Source organism: Sorangiineae bacterium MSr11367, assembly GCA_037157805.1.
Lineage (GTDB): Bacteria > Myxococcota_A > Polyangia > Polyangiales > Polyangiaceae > Pendulispora > Pendulispora rubella.
Genome location: CP089983.1, coordinates 6,262,223 through 6,281,488 on the forward strand (window position 1 = coordinate 6,262,223; position 19,266 = coordinate 6,281,488).

Here is a 19,266-nt window from a genome sequence, read left to right on the forward strand (position 1 = left end):
CGTTCCCTCCTCCGTCAGTCGCCAGGTTTAATCGTTACCGGATCCAAAAACGGCATCATGCTGCGCAATTCTGCCCCCACCACTTCGAGCTTCTGATCGCGTTCCTTCTGTCGCGTGCCCTCGAAGGACTTGCGACCGGTCGCGTTCTCCTCGATCCAATTCTTGGCGAAGGTGCCATCTTGAATCTCGGCAAGAATCTTCTTCATCGTGGCGCGCGTCTCCGGGTTGATGACCCGCGGCCCCGAGACGTAATCGCCGTACTCGGCGGTGTCGCTCACCGAGTAACGCATGTAATTGAGGCCGCCCCGGTACATCAGGTCGACGATCAACTTCAGCTCGTGCAAGCACTCGAAGTAGGCAATCTCCGGCTGGTAGCCCGCGTCGACCAAGGTCTGGAAGCCGGCTTTCACCAGTTCGCTTGCACCACCACACAACACCGCCTGCTCACCGAACAAGTCGGTCTCCGTCTCCTCGGCGAACGTCGTCTCCAGAACGCCCGCGCGGGTCGCTCCGAGTCCCGCGGCGTACGAGAGGGCCAGCTCTTTCGCCTTCCCGCTCGCATTCTGGTGCACGGCAATCAGCGCCGGCACGCCACCGTTCGCCTCGAAGGTCTCGCGCACCCGGTGGCCGGGGCCCTTGGGGGCCACCATGCTCACGTCGACGTCCGCGCGCGGCTCGATCGTCTTGAATCGAATGTTGAAGCCGTGGGCGAACATCAATGTCTTGCCCGCGGAGAGATTGCTGGCAATCGCCTCGTTGTAAATCTTCGCCTGCGACGTATCGGGGATGAGAACCATGATGACGTCGGCCCACGCGGAGGCCTCTGCGACGGGCGAGACCTCGAGACCGGAAGCCTTCGCCTTGGCGATGCTCTTGCTCGAGGAGTGCAGACCCACCCGCACATCGACGCCGCTGTCTTTCAGGTTCAGCGCGTGCGCGTGTCCCTGCGACCCGTAGCCGATGATGGCGACCTTCTTCTTGCGGATGATCCCGAGGTCTGCATCTTTATCGTAATAGATCTTAGCCATTTGTCTCTCCACTTTCGAAATCTTTTCTAGCCGTTCATCAACGCCGATTGTTCTTTTTTCAGCGTTATTTTCGACGATTGGCTAGTGCCGAATATCCATCAGGCTGCATCACGCGGGAGTTCGTGTACGCCCGACGGATCCACGTCCGAATCCTCGAGTGCGTCTGCGCCGCGCATCATGGCGACTGCACCCGTTCTTACCATTTCGAGAATCCCAAAGGGGCGAAGCACTTCCACGAGACCGTCGATCTTGTCGCCCGTTCCCGTGATCTCACAGATCAAAGCGGACACACCCACGTCGATGACACGGGCGCGAAACACTTCGCAAACCTGCATGATGTGCGGGCGCGTCTCTTTGCCGGCGTGCACTTTGATCATCGCGAGCTCGCGACTGACCGTTGCCGTGTGCGTGGTGTCTTCGACGCGGAGAACGTTGACGAGCTTGTAAAGATTCGCCTCGATGCGGCGGGCAGCGTCGTCGTCGGCCTCCATGACGATCGTCATGCGCGAAACGTGTTCTTTTTGCGTACGCCCTACCGTCAGCGACTCGATGTTGTAACCACGGCGTCGAAAGAGCGACGTCACGCGGTTCAAGACACCCGGTAGGTCTTCCACATATGCAATGAAGGTTCGCAAACTTGGTTTAGCCATGACTCGTCCCGTCCTCTCCCAAAGACTCTCCCCACTCCTCAAACTCGTGATGCTCATTCGTCATCCGCCGTCTCTACGATCGGGCTCGGCCGGCGGATCATGTCGTGCAAATCCGCGCCTGCCGCGACCATCGGGTAGACACTGTCTTCCTGCTCGACCCTAAAATCGATGAGAACGGTTCCGGGGGTCGACCGCGCCCGCGCCACCGTTTCCTCGACCTCCTCCCGCTTGGTCACCCGCAATCCCGTATGGCCGTGAGCTTCCGCAAGTTTCACGAAATCGGGGCTGCGCAAGGGCGTCGCGGAATATCGACCATCATAGAAAAATTCTTGCCATTGCCGCACCATCCCCAAATACCCATTGTTGATGATAGCAATGTTGATCTTGATTCCTTCCTGCGCGGCGGTCGATAGCTCGCAGGCGGTCATCTGAAACCCGCCGTCTCCGGCGATGACCCAGATTTCCTCTTCCTTCTTCGCGAACCGGGCGCCGATGGCCGCGGGCAGTGCGAAACCCATGGTCCCCAATCCGCCGGACGTAATGAGTTTCCGCGGGTGGTCGTGCTTGTAATATTGCGCTTCCCACATTTGGTGCTGGCCGACATCGGTCACCACGATGGCCTTGCCCTCGGTGATGCGCCAGAGATCGTGCATCACGTGCGCGGCGAACAAGCGACCGTCGTGCGGCATTTTTTGAATGTCGCGCACCGCCGAATCGCCTTTCATCGAGTTAATGCTGTCCATCCACGGCTTGCAATTGCGCGGTGCGAGCTTCGGAAGCAGCGCGCGCAAGGTGTCTTTCACATCGCCAACGAGGCGCAGATCGACGCGGACGTTTTTGTTTATCTCCGCCGGATCCAGCTCGAAATGAATCTTCTTGGCGTGGACGGCATAGTTTTTCAAATTACCGGTTACGCGATCGTCGAATCGCATTCCCAGCGCCAACAGCAGGTCGGCCTCCTGAATGGCTTGATTGACCCACGCTTCGCCGTGCATGCCCATCATGCCCAAGCTGGCCGGATGGGTGGCAGGAAAGCCGCCAAGCCCCAACAAGGTGGTCGCGACGGGGATCCCGGTTTTCTCTACGAACTCGAGCAGCAGACGGGTCGCCTCGGCGCGCACGATGCCGTGTCCCGCGAAGATGATCGGCCGCTTCGCCGAGGCAATCATCTCGGCGGCGCGCTCGAGATCTTCCACGCTCGTTCGGTGGTCGGGGCGATAGCCCGGTAGCCGCACGGGCTCGTCGCTCCAAACGGGGACGGTGGTGGCCTGTTGTGCGTCTTTGGTGATATCGACCAAAACCGGACCGGGACGGCCCGATCGCGCGATGTAGAAAGCCTCGCGAATGGTCGATGCAATCTTGTTTACGTCGCTGACGACGTAATTATGTTTCGTAATTGGAAGCGTCACGCCAGTGATATCCGTCTCCTGGAAGGCGTCGCTCCCAATGAGTTTCGAATTCACCTGCCCGGTGATGCACACCATGGGCACCGAATCGAGCATGGCGGTGGCGATGCCGGTCACCAAGTTGGTGGCACCCGGTCCCGAGGTGGCGATGCAAACGCCCACTTCTCCCGATGCGCGCGCGTATCCGTCGGCCATGTGAGCTGCGCCCTGTTCGTGGCGCACCAACACGTGATGGATGGGATACTGAAGGATGGAGTCGTACGCCGGCATGATGGCGCCGCCGGGGTAGCCGAATACGACTTTGACCTCTTCGCGGATCAAGGCTTCCCAAATGATTTGTGCACCGGTGCGCCGAGCATCGGCGCCCACACGACCGTCAGCGCTCATGCCACTCCTCGCATTTGTGTCCAATATCGCACTGCAACGTCCGTCGCCGACGCCGGGGCGGCGGTGATGGCGCGGCCTGATTCCGCCGTGGGCTGCCGCGTCGCCACGCAGGCGCGCAGACGCTCGTAGAACGACAGCTTCGCCTCGTCGGGCTCGTGCGCTCCGCCGCGCACCAAGATCTGATCGAGCTCCGCCACGAACGCGTCGTGACCGCCGGCGCGTGCTTCGCGCGCGGCCAGGTCGGCCTCCACTTCGTCGGACACCGTGGTGGTGCCCAAGCTGACCTTCGCCTCGGGGAAGGCCGCGCGCGCATAGGCGATCGCACGCTCCAGCGCGCGGCCGGTGGCATCGCGGTAGACGGCGACCCGACAGCCGGGACGCTCGCTCGTGCCGGAGGCTGCGGTGGTGACCAACACGACATCGACGTCGGACTTCGGTTCCAGCATGCCGAGGTACAGAGCGTGTCCGCGCTCGACCACCAGCAGGGAGCCCGGTGTGATGTGCGGCGCAACGCTGCGCCAATAGACCGCCGGTTGTTCCTCGTCGGGAACGAGCAAGACGACCACTTCTGCCGAAGCCACGGCTTCGTCGGCAGGTGCGGGGGCGAACTTGTCGGCGTTGGCACGTACCCAGCTCAATCCGCCGGGTCGCATGCTCACCGAGACGTCGCAGCCCGCGTGGCGGAGACGAACAGCTCGATCGCGCGCTTCCGTTCCGTAGCCTAGAACGGCAATGCGCGTGGCTCCTGGGTTGGTTTGCTTTTGCTGCTGATCCGCTCCGCTCTTCTTGCCATCTGGATCGGTCATGATGCCCCTGCTCCTTTTCCCTTTTGGACTTCTTTGTCTTGCGGCGGACGGGTCACGGCCCCTTCCGACGCAGACGAAACCAGTGCTGCGTATTTGGCGATGACACCCCGCGGGTAGCGGGATGCTCGCCTCGGCAATCCGTCTTTCGCGCGTGCGGCGAGATCGGCATCGACGTCGATCCTTCGCATGGCCACGTTCAAGGTGACCTTGTCGCCGCTGCGCACGAACGCGATGGGGCCGCCCAGTGCAGCCTCCGGTGAGACGTGGCCGGCCATCAATCCGTACGTGGCGCCGCTGAACCGGCCGTCGGTGATGAGCGCCACCGAGTCGGAGAGCCCCTGCCCCACGATGGCTGCGGTGACCGCGAGCATCTCACGCATGCCGGGACCGCCGCGCGGACCTTCGTAACGTATGATGACGACATCGCCCGCGCGGATTTGCCCGGCCTGCACGGCGGCGAACGCTTCTTCTTCGCTGTCGAACACGCGCGCCTCGCCGGAGTGTTCGTTGCGGTCGTGGCCCGCCAACTTCACCACGCAGCCCTCGGGGGCGAGATCACCGCGCAGGATGGCGAAACCGCCGCGCTTCTTCACCGGCTCGTCGACGGTGCGGATCACCTTGGGATCGTCTCCGTCGGCCTCGAGGTCCTCGCGGTAGAGATCCGCTTCTTCCCGCAGGGTGCGCCCGGTGCACGTGGGGCCATCTTTAATGAGGCCCGCGTCGAGCATCCGCTTGGTCAGGAGGCGCACGCCGCCGTGCCGGTACATATCGACGGCGGTGTAGCGGCCGCCGGGCTTCAAGTCGGTCAGCACCGGCGTGCGGGCGGAGATGGGATCGAAATCGTCGATGGCGAGAGCAATTCCGGCCTCGGCGGCGATGGCCAGGAGATGGAGCACGCCGTTGGTGGATCCGGCCGTGGCGGCGACGGATGCAATGGCGTTCTCGAAGGCCTGGCGCGTGAGCAGGTGGCTCGGACGCCGATCCTTGGCGATGAGATCCATCACGAGGGCGCCGCATTCGCGGGCGACCACGTCTTTGTGCGGATCGGTCGCGGGCACTTCGTTCACGCCCATGGGCGAGAGGCCCAGCATGGTGATGGCGACCGACATGGTGTTCGCGGTGAATTGGCCGCCACAGGCACCCGCGCCCGGACAGGCATTGTCCTCGAGCACCTTGAGTTGTGCGCTGGTCATGCGGCCGGCGGCGTGTGCGCCCACGGCTTCGAACACGTCTTGAATGGTGACGTCGCGCCCTTCGAAGCGCCCCGGTGCAATGGGACCGCCATAAAGCATGAGCGACGGAACATCCAGCCGCGCCAACGCCATGACCGTGGCGGGAATGGTTTTGTCGCATCCGGAGAGCGCGACGACGCCGTCCAGCATGTGCGACATCACGAAGAGCTCGATCGAGTCGGCGACCACCTCGCGCGAGATGAGGGAACCGCGCATTCCCTCCGTTCCCATGGTGATGCCGTCGGAAACTGCAATCGTATTAAACTCGACGGGGGTGCCGCCTGCAGCGCGCACCCCCTCTTTCACCATCTCCGCAAGGCGGCGCAGGTGAACGTTGCAAGGCGTGACTTCAGTCCACGTGTTGGCGATGCCAACCAGCGGTTTTTCCAGATCTTGGTCGGTATACCCGGCCCCCTTCAGCATGGCGCGCGCGGGTGCCCTGGCACTCCCCTTTTTCAATGTATCGCTGCGCATGCTCCGAATCTCCGACGACGACCAAACCAAAAAAAAACCCCGCAACCTTCTCTGGGTGCGGGGCCGAATCAGGATTTTTTCTCCTTATATCGGCGGCCCGCACCCGATGGTAATGAGCCGAAGGGCACCAAGAAGGAGTCCAAGAAGAATGAGGCCCGAAATGAAGAGCTCCGATACGAGGATCCAGGCCACCACGGCAAACGGAGCGAGCAGCGACGGGGCGCTTACGTGATGGCTGGCCGCGCTTGCAACTACGGTCGACTCCGCGGCGGGCGCGTCACTCTTGACAGAGCGCGTCTCCAGACCGGCTGCGGGGACGATTGCAAACGTCACAGTCTCAATTGTTACCTCCGTTAGCGCTTCGCGTCAAACGGAGTTGGAAACAAAAGCGAAAAAAGAATTGGTGAAAGGGACATCGACTAAAGCGCAATTGGCGAACCCACAGGCGCCAACGACCCACCTACACGGGCCAACCGGTCGTAACTCCGGCGAAAACCGCCTCGCTCCTCTTATAAGGAGAGGCGGCTCAGGCACTTCACGGCCCCGGTAAAATCTTGCCGCAGCGGAGATGAACCTGCTTAAGTCGCCGCCATGAAACGACGACACATCCTGGGGGCTCTGTTTGGCTCGGTCCTTTCGCTCACGATGTTCACCAAGAGCGCTCACGCCGTCGAACCCTGGCTCGATCGTCCCTTAACGCTTCCATCCCTTCACGCCTCGGCGGACGTTGGCCTCGGCTTCGGGCAGTACCCAACCGTCTCGAACAACGAGGTCTCGCATACTTGGGGCTCCGGCGCGAACATCGAGGCCGCGGTTGGCGTTCCGATTTTGGGTGAGGTGGGCGTGCGCACCGCCCTCCGCTTCGGGGATGACGGCAAGTTCTCGCAAGGCGATCGCTTTGGCCGTCTCTTCGACAAGCAGACGTTCGACGCGCGCGCCACGGGGCGCGACACCTTCGCCAATCCGGAGATTTTCCTCCGTGGCACCTTGGTCGACGTCAACATCGTGGCCGTCGGTTTGGAGACGCGTTTCAGCCTACCTGCGGCGGACGACTCCAAATTCGGTTGGGCGCCCGGCGTGCCCGTGCGCATCCGCATTCCGAGCCTCGCGCGCATCGACACAGGCATCTACGTTCCGTTCGTCTTCGACGACGACACGCGCTACTCCGTCGACATCCCCGCGCACGTCTGGTTTCAATCGGACCAGCTGTTCTTCGGTCCGCTGGTGGGCTTCCGCTTCAACCATTTCCCCACCGGCCCGGATACGAGCGAAAACGAGGCCACGATCCGCCTCGGCGGTGGCGTGGGCTACACGGTATTGAGCTTCATCGACTTGAAGGCCCAGGTCTATTTCGACCGCGTGAACAAGATCCGCGAAGGGGACAACCTGGGCAACCAGCTTGGTTTCGGCCTCGGCGCCGGTATCAACATTCCCTGACGAAGACGCGCGTGAAGGTGCGGGGGGCGCGCTTCTTTCGCAGGCAGCGCGTCGCCGCATCCATGTAACAAACGCTGAAGGCTCGCCGGGGCCGGCCCGTGGTGTTGCGCCCCGAGCGATGCCAAAGCTGATTGTGCAGAAGAATCACCTCGCCGGCGGCGGCCGGCAAAGGAACCGCGGAGTCGTTCGCGTGGTGCTCTTGGACGAAGTTCTCCCCCACCACGCCTCCAAGCGGCGTCACCAGACCGCGGCGATGGCTTCCGGGTAGAACCTCGACGCACCCCGACTCGAGCGGCGCATCGTCGAGCGCCGTCCAAATTTGAAGGGTCGGCTCGCGATCGAGCCCCCAAAAGCGCCCGCCGTCCTGATGCCACGGCAACGGCGAGCCGCCCGTGGCGCTCTTGTTCATCACGATGGCGCGGTAAATCACCACGTCGTCACCGATCACCGCCCGCGCGATGCGCTCGAAGATGGGGTTCTCGATCCACGCCAGATACAGCGGATCGCGCTCGAGCTTTTCCAGCTTGCGGTAGTCGAGACTCGGGCCCTGGTAGCCGAGGCCGTAGGTCAGATCCTCGTACTCTCCCGTATGGGAATCGAGCTGAAAGAAGAGCCCCGGGATCTGGATTTCCCCGAGCATCAGCGCGTTGGCACGCTGGCGAAGCGCCTCCAACGTGGCCTCGTCTGCGATTTTTCCCAGCCGAGCGTAGCCATGCTCGAGAAAATGCGCGATCGCGGATTCGACGTCAGCGGGCATACGTTGCGTCGGTGCCCGTGAAGGCCAGGTGCAGCGCCTCCACCTTCTCCAAGGCCGCGGGCGTGGGCGTGTGCTCGACGGCGTCGAGGGCAAAGTCGAGTTGCTCCACGGACGCCGGCCCGAGCAGAATGGAGTCGACCCCCGGTCGATGCGCGAGCCACGAATACGCGAACGCCGCGAGCGATTGCCCTTCCGAATCCGCGATTTTCCGCAGCTCGGCCACGTAGGAAAACATGGCCTCCGTCCAATAGCGGCGCTGGTAGATCGCGTTCCTGTCGAAACGCGAGCCGGAGGTCACCTGCTCCTTCTGATGATCGCGCGCGAGCAAGCCGCCTGCCAATGCGTTGTATACCGTGGTGTGTATCGGGTATTTGCGCGAGTACTTGAAGTATTCGATGTCCAACTGGCGAATCAACATGTTGTAGATCTGCTGCGCCATCACAGGGTGTGCGATACCCAAGTGATCGCACGCGCGCTTGATCTCCATGATCTGCCAGGAAGCGAAGTTCGATATCCCGAAGTGACGGATTTTGTTCGCCTCGAGCAACTCCTGGATGCCTTCCAAGGTGGACTCGATGGGCGTTTTCCAGTCGGGGGCGTGGAGATAATAGACGTCGATGTAATCGGTGCCCAGTCGGTCCAGGCTTTCGTCGCAGGCCTGCACGACGGCTTCGCGCTTGAGTCCCTCGGGCCGTCCGTCCCGTCGATCGAGCCCGACCTTCGAGGCGATGAGGCAGGCGTGCCGGCGATGGCCGAGGGCGCGTCCCAAAATGCGCTCGGACTCGCCCCCCTCGTAAAGGTTGGCCGTGTCGAAGAAGGTGCAGCCGCGCTCGATGGATCGCAGAACGATGCGCTCCGCTTCGTCGGCCGATGTTCGCTTTCCGAAGTTCATCGTGCCGATGGCACACGCTGCAGCTTTCTCAGGCAGCACACGAGGAGAAGCCCATACGGAGGGGAGCATGGCGCCGGATGCTACATCGAAAGGGAAAAGGGGCAAGAGCCAAAGCCCATTGCCCCTTCTGCCCGTCAGCGCCTGCGAATGGGCGTTGACAGGATGCAATCATCGCACTGGCTCGATCGCGTCACATACGTATGCCGACCGCCTCACCTTTGTAGTGGTGGCCGATGGTGAGCGTTTGGAAGCGCGCTCCTTCTTGTACGTGCGGCCGCGTGGCGAGCGCATGATCGATGACGGCGAGCGCCTCGCGCAGAGTCTCGCCCTCGAGTTGAAGGCGCGGTGGTCGCACGCGGGCATTTCCGCGACCGATTTTCTCGAGCATCAACTTGGCGAGCTGGATGACCTTCGGGCCTTGGCCGAGTTGCATGAGAGGTCGGAACCATTCATGCAACGTTTCAAATTCACGCGATGCTTCGCGGCCCGCAATGGCATAGCGGTGCAGGGCCACACACTCCGCCGGAAACACATTGATCAAGCCAGAGATCCAGCCGACCGCTCCGGCGCGGATGGAGTCCACGACCGTCTCGTCGTGCCCCGCGAGCACCTCGAGCCGATCGCCCAAGAGGTCGCGCAAGGCCGGGATGCGCGCAACGTCGGAGTGGGATTCCCGAACCGCTTCCAAGTTGGGAAAGGCATGTGCGAGCACGGTGATCTGCTCGGGCAACAGGTCCGTGCGGTAGGCGGTGGGATTGTTGTAATAGATGCAGCGAAGATCGGTCGCCGAGAGAACGGCGGCGATATGCGTCTGAATCTCCCGCGTGTCGACGCCGTAGACGTAGGGCGGCAGGATCATCAAACCGCGGCACCCCACGGCCCGCGCGTGTTTGGCCAGGGCCACCGCCTCGGGCGTGCTGACGGCGAAGATGCCCGGGAGCACGGCCACGCGGTCGCTCACAGCGCGAACGCATGTTTCCAGGATTTGACGCTTCTCGGAGTGCGTCAGCGTCGCACCCTCCCCCAGCGAGCCCAAGGGTACCACGCCGGCCACCCCCTGATCGGCGAGCCAGCGGCACTGCTCTCCCAAGGCGCCGTGGTCGACGGTCAGGTCAGCGTTGAACGGAGTGGTCATGGCAGGAATCACGCCATTCCAGCGAACTCGCGCCTTTCGGCTCGATTTTGGGCTCGACTCCCGCGAGGAAGGAGCGCTCGGGATGCTCGGGGTGGATGCGCGGCTGTCGTCGGATCGGAGCTTCTCCACAGTGTTACTTGTGTGACGCTTGGCCGACTCAATTATGAGAAATTCTATCGGTTTGGGTAAATGACGCAATACTGACGCGTCGCACAATACTTGCAGGCGCATGTAGGAGCGTCGGCGACGTCGCCCCGTTGCTGTGGCAATATCCGTGTACGGACTGCCTATTACGGTCAATTCGATGATTTCATCATCGATGAATCAGGATTCGTGATAAGGCCGTAGGGTCGTTCCTCGGACGAGTGGGTTTGCAGTCGGCCGCGATTAGTGCCGCGCGCCTGTGTATTCACTGCGAATCCCCTTGCGGGAGTCGAAAGCGGCCCAACGGGCCACGTTGGCTACTCACGCATGCCTCACATGGAGGTCTCGATGAATACGAATTTCGGGCGTCGACTCGGCAGGGTTATCGCATTGGCCGCGCTTCCCATCGTGGTGGTGCTCGCAGGCTGCTCCGGGGCAGACGAAGACGGCACCGCACCGGCGGGCGAAGAAGCGCAATCGGGGCCGGTGCGCGCGGCTCTTTCTGCGGAGAAATTGAGTGTCGGCGGCAAAGAGGGCGTCAATGTGAAGGTCACGTTGACGAATGAGTCGGCAGAGACGGTGCGTCTCTTGAAGTGGGAGACCATCGCCGATGGGTTGAAGGAGCCGCTGTTCGTGCTGACGCATGAGGGGCAGGCGGTGGAGTATCAGGGGGCTCATTACAAGTTCCGGACACCGATCGAAATGGATTACCTGACGCTCGGACCGGGCGAAGCGTTCACCGGTACTGTAGACCTATCTCAATATTACGATTTGTCGGCATCGGGCACGTACGATGTTCAATATCGTTCCGATGGCATCGCGTCGAATCACGTCGCGGTGCGATCGGAGAGCCATATTTCGCCGCAGGCCGCCCGAACGGTGTTGTATGGCGGAGAATTGCGCACACAGTCCGCAGAACTCGCAGCGGGCATCTCGTACGCCTCGTGCAACTCGAGTCAGCAAACTGGCGTTAATACTGCTTATGGGTCTTCCAAGTCTTACGCGGACAACTCGGTCAATTACTTTGCCACCCACACCTCGGCGACGGCCCGCTACACGACGTGGTTCGGCAAGTATTCATCGACCCGTTGGGACAAGGCTAAAGATCACTATTCGAAGATCCAGAACGCGCTCTACAACAAGAACTTCGTCTTCGACTGCTCGTGCACGGACAGCGGTACGTACGCGTACGTCTACCCGGACAGCCCGTATCGGGTTTACCTTTGCGGAGCCTTCTGGAAGGCCCCAAACATAGGTACCGATTCCAGAGCGGGTACGATCATCCATGAATCGAGCCACTTCACGGTATTAGGTGGCACGGACGACCACGTATACGGCCAATCCGGATGCAAAAACCTCGCGGTCAGTAATCCCAACAACGCGGTCGACAACGCAGACAGCCACGAGTACTTCGCGGAGAACACCCCGTCCCAGAACTAGGGCTCGCCCTGCTTTCTTCCTCTCCGGCGCCCCTGCTGTCCCCCTTTTTCGGATGGCAGAGGTGCCGACGAGGTCTTCCGATGAAGGTCGACTTTTCCATCAGAAAGCCGAGCGCCGCGTCTCAACGCGCAGAGCGCCCCCGATCAGCGCATCGCTCACGAACGGCGACCTCCGTCAACATCAAATGAAATTGACCGATAGCTTCGATTGACAATTGCTGCTTTTGACGCCGTACCTGTTTACTAAGGCGACGCCTTACGCCGTGTCGCGAGCGAGATCTCCGCAGCACCACAGAAGTCCTAGACGAACTTTGTCGCACGTGGCAACGATGGCGCCGCCGGTGTGAATCGAGCCCGCAAGTCGCGACGCGACCATCGTCTCGTTGCTTTTGTCGAGAATCCCGGATGCTCCGACCGCAGGCAGCGCTCGAATTCTCGGCGTGTGCTACTTTTCCTGCAGCTCAACATGCGCATCGACGCCGTTTCTTCCTTCTTCGGCCTGGGATTTTCGACCTCCTTAGCCTTAGCTATCGTGGGCTGCCCGCCCTCCTTTGTCGCCCCATGCCGAGACGTCGACTGTGAACCGTCCCAAAACGACGGTGGAGTCGAAGATTTGGCCAAACGGCGCACTCCACTCGGCATCACGAGCGTGACCATCGATGGGAATCCATCGAGAATGATACGGCAAGGTTTTGGCGGCGCACCAAGCAACGGCACGACGACGGTGCGGCTCATCGGAGATCAGTTGGACACTGTCACCGGAATATCGGTCGGCGATGGTCCGAACGCCCTGCCAGGAGCGATCCTTTCGAAGACGTCGACAGAACTCGCGTTCACTGTCGCCGTTCGACATGGCGCGCCCATTGGACGCCAACCCGTGGTGGCAACGGCACCGTATGATTCGGCTAAGTTTACCGATGCGATCGAGATCACGGCCATTACCGCCGCGCCGGTAGGCAGTGATGCACTCGACGTCGCGTTGGACTCGACAGGAACGCACGAGCACCCGTTGCGATCGATGACCAGAGCGATCACGCTCGCTGAGGCGGGTGACACTGTGTTTCTCAAGAACGGTACTTACGACATGGTGCACGGTGAGACGTTTGCGAAGCCTACGAAGCACCAGGTTATCCCGAATGTGCCGCCGGATATTATCATCAAAGGCGAGAGCACCAACGGTACGCTACTCCAGGGTCCGCCGGCCACGGATTGCACCAACTTCGAGAATGCATTCGTCGCCTTGGCAACCGCCGAAAAGGCACGGATCGAAACACTAGGAATTTCGGATTTTTGCTGGGTCGGAATCCATACGGAAAGAGATGTGATGGTCAAGTCCGTCGCGATACGGCGCGTCGGGACCGGGGTCAGTGCGGGCGCGAACGTTACACTCGATTCGATGGACATCGCTGAATCGAATGACGGCATCCATCTAAAAAATCGAGCCGGAACAGTCATCATATCCAATAGCCATGTACATCATAATGGAACCGGCATTCAGGGAGCGGCCGATGCGGCCCTAGTCATAACGTCATCGGAAATTGACCATAATGGTCTCAGCAATGAAATTGACTTCAATGGCGGGCTCGTCGTGGCCGGCCCCACCACGGTCGAGGATGTCAAATTTAGCGAAAACCAGCCTTTCGGAGTGAACATTACGGACCTCGGAGCGACTGGCCCGCTAGTCATTTCAAAGAGCTCATTTTCGGCGAATCTTTCTGCAGGAATCTTCGTGGGCGGTACCGCCCGCGTAAGCGTTCGTCACTCATCCTTCGATCGAGATTCAAAAGCGATCTACGTGACCAGTGATTCCATCATCGATCTCGGAACACAGGACAATCTCGGCGAAAATAGCTTTACGATCTGCTCAATGTGCGACGGCATCTTCGATGCTCGCCCCGCAACCGTCGAAAGATTGAGCCCCATCTCATTGACCGGAAATAACTGGTCGGACGGAGAGCCCCCGCACGGGTGCTCGGACGTCGACCACCCGAAGACTGTGCATCCCCCTCGACAGTGGCACATCGAACATCCAGGCGCCTGCTCGTCCAAGGGCAATGTGATCATTAACTGATCGACAACCATGCGCAGCACTTCGGTTTCGTCATTCGGATTGGCTTTCTGTACGCTTCTACTTCTCGGTTTGCCGGGGTGTCCACCGTCCTTTTTTGAACTATGTCGAGGTTCGGAGTGTGGACTCGAGGGCGATGGGGGAAACCTTCCGACAATTGCGCGCGTGACTGTGGAAGGGAATCCTTCGCGGCGCATTCGACAAGGTTTCGGGGGGGCACCGGTGAGCAGGACGACCACGGTACACCTTGCGGGGGTGCGTCTGGACGAAGTCTCGTCTGTGGTTGTTGGTGATGGCCCGAACGCATTGCAGGGGGCCATCACATCAAAGACGCCGAGCGAACTCACTTTCATCGTAGTCGTTCGACATGGATCGCCAATTGGGCCGCAGACGGTGAAAGTGATGTCGCAATTCGGGTCAGCTACTTTCGCCGAGGCCGTATTCATTAGTCCCATCACGGCAGCTCCTACCGGAAGTGATTCTTTTCAGATGAACTCGGATTTGACAGGCACCGACGAACGGCCTTTGCGCTCCTTCACCAGAGCGATGAAGCTTGCTGCGGCGGGAGATACAGTACTTCTCAAAAACGGGACTTACGACGCGGCTCACGGTGAGACATTCCCGGAAACTTCAACATCCTGGAACGTCCCCGACGGTGTCATGCTTATGGGAGAGAGTCGGGGCGCCACAATCGTGCAAGGGCCAAAGGGGGATTGTGATACTGCCGACGCGTTCGTTCTCGCAGGAAGTGCTAGCATCGAGACGATCACCATCGCGGGGTTCTGCAACAATGGAATTTCAACTCTGAAGGGTGTGGTGACAATCAGAGATGTCACGATAGTGGACACAACTGTCGGCGTGAATGTCGAAACGAGTACGGTGCTGGATTCTGTGGACATTTCGGGAGCCAATATTGCGATCTCCAACTTCGCCTCGACCGGGACCCTTGCGGTGACCAACAGTCGAGTGCACGGCAATCGCTTAGGGATTGATGCGCCTTTTGCCGATGCGGCTCTCGTCGTTACAGCATCCGAGATCGATCATAACTGTCCCGGACCAGCGAACAGGGAGGACGATGGATCGATCGTCGTAAAGGGCCCCGCAGCGCTTACGGACGTCAATATTCATCATAACTTATGTCCCGGAGTAACCACGACGCCCACGGGGTTGACCGGGCAGCTCGCAATTAGCAGAGGCGTTTTCGCGCTCAACGAATTTGCCGCTATCAAATTCCGCGGCCCAGGACGCGCCAAAGTCCGTGAGTCATCCTTCGGTCCTCATCCGGCCGCGATCTATCTAGCTTCGACGGCGAGCATCGATCTCGGAACACCGGAAGATCCAGGAAACAACGGTTTCAGCGTGTGCGACAAATGCGATGCCATTTTCGACGCGCGCCCGGCCCCGACGCACGGGTCAAATCCGACCACCGTGAAGGGAATTTCGTGGAATCGTGGAGGCGCTCCACTCTCCGTACCGACGGGCTGCTTCGACGCCGACGAACCCAAAGGCCGAACCTCCCCTCCCCGCCTTTGGCACATCGAACACCCTGGCAGCTGCGCCTCGGCCACCGGCAACATCATCCTCAACTAACGCCGCGCCGGTCGAGCCCGCCGTTACACCCGAGTTCGCCACCCATGTAAAGACGTGCAAACCGCGGCGTGGAACGCGGGGCCCCGTGCGTCTATTGGGCATGGCACTCAGCACGAACCACAAATCGATTGCAACCGTAGTTCTCTCGCTCCTCCTCACCGGCGCCCTGGCGGTCCCCGCGTTTGCGGATGACAAAGGTCCGGCGGACGTCTTTCCGATGAAGGCGGCCGAGTTTCAGCAGAAGGTCGAGGACCGCATCGCGAAGCACAAAGCGCACCTCGAGGAGCGCATCACCAATGACAAGGTCGACGCGACCAAGGCCAAGGAGATGCGCGATCGCTTCGATGCGCACACTGCCCAGGTTCGCGCCGCCCTTGCAACGGCGGTGCAGGACGGCGTGGTCACCAAGGAGGAAGCGCAGGCCGTGCGCGCCGCCGGCGGCGGCCACGGCCATCACCGGGGCGACGCGCAGAAGTAGGCCCGCTCGCTATTCTCCGGCCAAGGGATAGCTCGGGGTCACGTCCACCGGGATGCCGGTGAGGCCCGAGGTGGCCTTGGCAATGGGCGCGCTTTCGACGCCGTACTTCGCCAGCGCGGCGTCGACGCCGGCCTTGTCGCCGGTGGCTTGCAGCATGCACAAATCGTGGACGAGCTTTCCAATCGAGGCTTCCAGCTTGGGAAGGTCGATGGAAAAGCGGCCGCTCCCATCGTCGAAGGAGACGGCGCCCTCCTCGAGGTAGCGGTTGATCTGAAGCGCGTTGCCCTGCCCGTGCGCCTCGGCGACGCCGAACCTCACGCCCCGCAGCAGGCCGGCGAAGTACGAGACGAGCAGCTTGTCGTGCAGCTCCTTGGGGAGCTCGCCGCGTTCGATCATGTACAGAATGTTGTACGCGCCCATGACGTCGGCTTTCGCTTCCTCGACGGCCGAGTAGCTTGCGCCGAGCGCAACACGCACCTCCGTCTTCTTCCCGTTCGCGGTCACGAACGCCGGGCCCAGCGAGTGCGACAGCTCGTGGAAGAGCACCTCGTCGAAGAAGGCCTCTGCGGAAAGGTTTTCCAGCTGCGCAGGCACGAGGACGCGCTCGGCGATGGGGCGCAAAATGACATCGAACTTTTTCTCGATGAGGTTGCGCAGCATCACCTTCTTGGCGCCCTTCTCTTTGCGAACGCGCTCGTCGTTCGGCAGGTTGAAGGCGATGGTCTGCACCGACTTGCGCGCATCACCCGCGGTGAAGACCAGGTCGACCACGCGGATCGGGCTGGCGGCGCCGCGCTTGGTCTGCACTTCCTTCGGGATGGGCAGGTGCGCTTCCATCGCGGGCAGCAGCTTCTTGTACCGCGCGAGCTTGGCCGACGCGGCCGGATCGGCCACCGTCACGAACGCCTCGTACGAGGCCTTGCGCCCGAGCAGATCATCCTCGTACGTCTCGTACGGGCCGATGGTGATCTCCACGAGACCGTCGAGGTCCATCCAGGCCTTGTCCGAAGCGTAGTAGTCATTCGAGGCGAAGGCCGCGGCGCGCGTCGTGAGGAACGTTTTCAGCGTCTTGTCGGACGTGAGCTTCGCCGCCTCCACGAGCAGGCCGGCCGCAGGCTTCAACCATTCCGCATAGGCCTCCGAGTACGACGTGGCCGCGAGCTTGTCGCCTTCCCGCGAGATGACCGTGCGCTCGGCCTCGAGCTTCACCTTGTCGGCCGGGTGCGCCGCCACGTACGCGCGGAAGTCGTCCGCGGTGAGATCCTCGGGGTAGAAGCCCGCGCCCTTGGGCCGCTCGCGATCGATGGCGAACGGCTTGAAGTGGTCCTGCCGATCCCAAGGACCGCGCATGATATCGAAGTAGTCGAGCTTCGCCTTTCCCTCGGGCGAGGTGTCCGTCGCCAGCTTGGCGCGCACGTTGACGTTGTCGCGGTAGGCCTGGCGCAGGAAAAGCGGGTCGATCAGCTTGGCCGCCGCGATCAGCTTGTCCAGTGCGGCCTTCTCCGACGGCGGCAACTTCGAGACGTCGGCCGTGAGCTTCACCGTTGCGAACTGCTTCACGCGCTCCGCGACGGATGGCGCGCCCTTCTTCGGCGTCGAGGCCGATGGGTCGCCCGAGCCCGAGCCCGAGACCAGCGACGCCGGCGGCGTGGGAAGCGAGGCACTCGGCACCGCCGGCGTTTCGGATGGCGCCGAAGAGGAAGAACCACACGCACCGGCGAGAAGCGCCAAGGAGGACATCGCAACGAGGTGACGCAGCATGATCCGCCCGTCTTATCCCTTTGGCGCGCGGAGCGAAAGGGCTAGCTCACCTGCAAAATCTCGAACATGCGCGTCTGTTGGGGGGTGACGACTTCGGCCTCGTCGCCCTCGGAGAGGCCAAGGATGGCCGCGCCGAGGGGGCTCGTCGTGGCCAGCGTTTGCACCTCGGTCTTGCCCTCGTGAAGGCGCACCCCGCCGGCGGCGGGCACGACGAAATAGAGCGTCTCCGTGGAATCGTGGCGGATTTTTACGATGGCCGAGACGACGATGGGGTCCCCGGGCGCCAAATCGCGCACGGGCATGCTGGCCAGGCGCGCGAGCGCCTGCTCGATTTCACGCAGCCGCTCGACCTGACCGCGCGCCACATAGGAGTCGACGGTCGAGCGCATGTCCTTGTCGTTCTCGGGTCGGTTCTCTTCGTGCGTCGCCGCCACGGCCATATCGTGCGCGCGCTGCCGGGTGGCCTCGAGCTCCTTCGTGAGCTCCGCGCGGAGAGATTCGAGCAACTTTGCTTTGCGTTTGGTGGCTGGCATGGGCTCGAGCGAGCTTACACGTTGGCCTTCGAACGGTACAAACCGGTACCACCTGCGCTCGCTCGGCAGCCCATCAGTGCGGGCGCCCCCACAATGGAACGGTGGGAACGGTGGAACGGCGATGTTCGATCGCACGTGGTTATCGGCCATTGCCTTCTTGGTGTGGCGATCGTGCACGCGGCTCTGGCATTTCCTGGAATGGTGGTCACCTTTTTACGATGGCGACCGACAGCCCGTATCCACACGACGGCGACCGCGGTAAAGAACGGGCTGGAGTTTTGCACCCACGTCACCTTTCGGTAAGCGCTTCTGTAGGAATGAAGTTCACTTTCGACTTGCCTGTCTCTTACGCCCTTCAAAGCGGGGCCTTGGTGCGGACTGCATGACACGAGAAAAACAGCGGACACCACGGTTGTGCTGGTGTGGTTGTGGTACTCTGAAGAGCTCCGCCATAGGGGGATTCTGATGGAGTTTCACTGCAGCGACCCGAGTGCAATGGTACGAGCCGCGAACGTGCGGGCCACCCTGGACGCGTTCAAGCTCGTGCCTGGCCTCGGCCGTCGCATCGTCGAGAAGCACGATCTTCGTATTTCGGATATGCGTCCGGACAACTTCATTCGCGTCCAAAATTGGTTGAACGCGCTGGAGGACATTCAAAACGTCGTTGGCCCCGCCAAGCTTCGGGACGTGGGCCGGAATGTCGTGGCCGCGGCGGACATCCCTCTAGGCCAGGACACCGAAGTGATCCTGATGAATCTGGACGACATTTATTATCACAATCACCGCGGAGACGTCGGCCACTACCTTTCGACGCGCTTGGAGGACGGCACCATCGAAGTTCGATGTGAGACCCCCTACCCACGCAATTTCGAATGGGGCCTCATCGAAGGTTTCTGCCGCCACCGCGCCGCGGAGAAAAAGCGCTACTCCGTCGAATACATCGACGGCCCCGTCAAGGCGGCGCACACCTGCACCTTGGTGGTGCGGTTGCTGAATCTGTAGTTGGCAATCGCGGTCGCGATGGCGCGGAAGAAGGCCTCGGAATGCCG

The 19,266-nt window shown here is 61.5% G+C and carries 17 protein-coding genes; 6 read left to right on the forward strand and 11 right to left on the reverse strand.

All coding sequences use genetic code 11. The features are described 5' to 3' along the window. Nucleotides 1-14: 14 nt before the first annotated feature. The 6 genes from ilvC to LVJ94_24015 all read right to left on the reverse strand — a co-directional run bounded on the left by ilvC (nt 15) and on the right by LVJ94_24015 (nt 6,316). A complete protein-coding gene (gene ilvC, locus LVJ94_23990; GenBank protein ID WXB10277.1) occupies nt 15-1,028 on the reverse strand; it encodes a ketol-acid reductoisomerase in 1,014 nt (337 codons plus the stop codon). Between the two features lie 98 nt (nt 1,029-1,126). Beyond that, entirely contained in the window at nt 1,127-1,678 is a 552-nt protein-coding gene (gene ilvN, locus LVJ94_23995) for an acetolactate synthase small subunit (GenBank protein WXB10278.1), read from the reverse strand. 53 nt (nt 1,679-1,731) lie between these two features. Next, complete coding sequence (ilvB, locus tag LVJ94_24000) at nt 1,732-3,471, reverse strand: biosynthetic-type acetolactate synthase large subunit (GenBank protein WXB10279.1); 1,740 nt, start codon at nt 3,469-3,471, stop codon at nt 1,732-1,734. Further along, nucleotides 3,468-4,277, reverse strand: a complete 810-nt coding sequence (locus tag LVJ94_24005; protein ID WXB10280.1) for a hypothetical protein — start codon at nt 4,275-4,277, stop codon at nt 3,468-3,470. Before LVJ94_24005 ends, ilvB begins: the two co-directional genes overlap by 4 nt. Further along, nucleotides 4,274-5,983, reverse strand: coding sequence for a dihydroxy-acid dehydratase (ilvD, locus tag LVJ94_24010; GenBank protein WXB10281.1), 1,710 nt, complete (start codon nt 5,981-5,983; stop codon nt 4,274-4,276). The genes LVJ94_24005 and ilvD overlap by 4 nt, the downstream gene beginning before the upstream one ends. Before the next feature lie 84 nt (nt 5,984-6,067). After that, complete coding sequence (locus LVJ94_24015) at nt 6,068-6,316, reverse strand: hypothetical protein (GenBank protein ID WXB10282.1); 249 nt, start codon at nt 6,314-6,316, stop codon at nt 6,068-6,070. Between the two features lie 258 nt (nt 6,317-6,574). On the opposite strand from LVJ94_24015, the gene LVJ94_24020 reads away from it, so the two are divergent. Further along, a complete protein-coding gene (locus tag LVJ94_24020) occupies nt 6,575-7,420 on the forward strand; it encodes a hypothetical protein (protein WXB10283.1) in 846 nt (281 codons plus the stop codon). On the opposite strand, the gene LVJ94_24025 is transcribed toward LVJ94_24020, so the two are convergent. From LVJ94_24025 to LVJ94_24035, 3 genes are all read right to left on the reverse strand, one after another. Continuing rightward, a complete protein-coding gene (locus LVJ94_24025; protein ID WXB10284.1) occupies nt 7,407-8,177 on the reverse strand; it encodes a phytanoyl-CoA dioxygenase family protein in 771 nt (256 codons plus the stop codon). The genes LVJ94_24020 and LVJ94_24025 overlap by 14 nt on opposite strands. Beyond that, the gene (locus tag LVJ94_24030) at nt 8,167-9,069 is read right to left on the reverse strand and encodes an aldo/keto reductase (protein WXB10285.1); all 903 of its coding nucleotides are present in this window, start codon (nt 9,067-9,069) and stop codon (nt 8,167-8,169) included. The genes LVJ94_24025 and LVJ94_24030 overlap by 11 nt, the downstream gene beginning before the upstream one ends. A 190-nt stretch (nt 9,070-9,259) precedes the next feature. Next, a complete protein-coding gene (locus LVJ94_24035; protein ID WXB10286.1) occupies nt 9,260-10,204 on the reverse strand; it encodes a dihydrodipicolinate synthase family protein in 945 nt (314 codons plus the stop codon). Between the two features lie 492 nt (nt 10,205-10,696). On the opposite strand from LVJ94_24035, the gene LVJ94_24040 reads away from it, so the two are divergent. The 4 genes from LVJ94_24040 (at nt 10,697) to LVJ94_24055 (ending at nt 15,923) form a co-directional block, all read left to right on the forward strand. Beyond that, the gene (locus LVJ94_24040; protein WXB10287.1) at nt 10,697-11,788 is read left to right on the forward strand and encodes a M35 family metallo-endopeptidase; all 1,092 of its coding nucleotides are present in this window, start codon (nt 10,697-10,699) and stop codon (nt 11,786-11,788) included. Between the two features lie 465 nt (nt 11,789-12,253). Continuing rightward, nucleotides 12,254-13,858: a DUF1565 domain-containing protein gene (locus LVJ94_24045; GenBank protein ID WXB10288.1), complete on the forward strand. Its 1,605-nt coding sequence runs from the start codon at nt 12,254-12,256 to the stop codon at nt 13,856-13,858. A 252-nt stretch (nt 13,859-14,110) separates the two neighbouring features. Next, nucleotides 14,111-15,445 (forward strand): DUF1565 domain-containing protein, encoded by a 1,335-nt coding sequence (locus LVJ94_24050; protein WXB10289.1) that lies wholly within the window; start codon nt 14,111-14,113, stop codon nt 15,443-15,445. A 100-nt stretch (nt 15,446-15,545) separates the two neighbouring features. Further along, nucleotides 15,546-15,923 (forward strand): hypothetical protein, encoded by a 378-nt coding sequence (locus LVJ94_24055; protein ID WXB10290.1) that lies wholly within the window; start codon nt 15,546-15,548, stop codon nt 15,921-15,923. A 9-nt stretch (nt 15,924-15,932) separates the two neighbouring features. Here LVJ94_24055 and LVJ94_24060 read toward each other — a convergent pair whose 3' ends face one another. Further along, nucleotides 15,933-17,684: a hypothetical protein gene (locus LVJ94_24060; GenBank protein ID WXB10291.1), complete on the reverse strand. Its 1,752-nt coding sequence runs from the start codon at nt 17,682-17,684 to the stop codon at nt 15,933-15,935. A 41-nt stretch (nt 17,685-17,725) separates the two neighbouring features. Then, nucleotides 17,726-18,217, reverse strand: a complete 492-nt coding sequence (locus LVJ94_24065) for a GreA/GreB family elongation factor (protein WXB10292.1) — start codon at nt 18,215-18,217, stop codon at nt 17,726-17,728. Between the two features lie 513 nt (nt 18,218-18,730). Here LVJ94_24065 and LVJ94_24070 point away from each other — a divergent pair. Then, nucleotides 18,731-19,219 carry a hypothetical protein gene (locus LVJ94_24070; GenBank protein WXB10293.1) on the forward strand — a complete coding sequence of 163 codons (489 nt, stop codon included), beginning with the start codon at nt 18,731-18,733 and terminating at the stop codon, nt 19,217-19,219. Nucleotides 19,220-19,266 lie beyond the last annotated feature (47 nt).